This is a genomic window from Streptococcus sp. E17BB, from assembly GCF_041807725.1.
GTDB classification, from domain to species: Bacteria; Bacillota; Bacilli; order Lactobacillales; family Streptococcaceae; genus Streptococcus; species Streptococcus entericus.
The window spans coordinates 1-765 of the sequence record NZ_JBGTZC010000081.1; the positions used below are offsets into that span (position 1 = coordinate 1).

1 pseudogene is annotated in these 765 nt (G+C 34.4%); it reads left to right on the plus strand.

Annotated elements, in window-relative coordinates:
- Positions 1-221: 221 nt before the first annotated feature.
- Positions 222-591: pseudogene (locus tag ACERC7_RS10695) on the plus strand (ISL3 family transposase); the annotation flags it as partial.
- Positions 592-765 lie beyond the last annotated feature (174 nt).

Sequence of the window (765 nt, forward strand, 5' to 3'; positions counted from 1 at the left end):
AAGTTGGGACCACGTCAGCCCTTTATTTCTTAGCTCATAGAGATTTAATTTATCTTCGTAGCTCAATTTCATAAAAAAGCACCCCATTCGTTAGATTATCTGTCTAACTTTTGGGGTGCGGTTCAGTAACTAAAGTTGTTCAACAAAAAAAATATTGAAATTATTGCCACACCTGCCTATCATCCCCATTAATGTAACCATTAACTCCAAAAACCATCTAAATTCCCTTCACTGAAATCAGTGGCTTTTATGGTCTCATCTGTTTAAAAAAGAGATGATTTCAATGTAAATCTTGTCAAAAGGTTAGGGTCTTTAAAACTAGTCTCTTGAAGAAAAATTATTAAAACTCTGAGCTCATCAGATAGACGATGACTCTACTCCTCCTCAATAAAGAATCCCTTACCCGTATTGCATCAAAACTCACTATCTCTGCTTACCTACACAGTCTATCGCAAGATCAAGTAATATCAGTTTCATGCGAAATATTCTTCCTTAGTTGAAATCCTATTTTGGTATAAAGTCTCCTATCAGAAAGGCAAACTGACCTTTATCGCACAGGATTTCAAGACTAAGAAAAACATCGCCATTATAAAAATCGTCTCAAATCTAAGACTTATTCCATCAACATCAAAATTTGTACCTGAATCGGTTACACTAAACTAGACAGAATTTATAAAGTGTTCTACACTAAAGAAAACAGGAGAACTCTATGTCTAGAAAAATCCGTCGTCAATTTAGTGATGACTTTAAGCAACAAATTGTTGA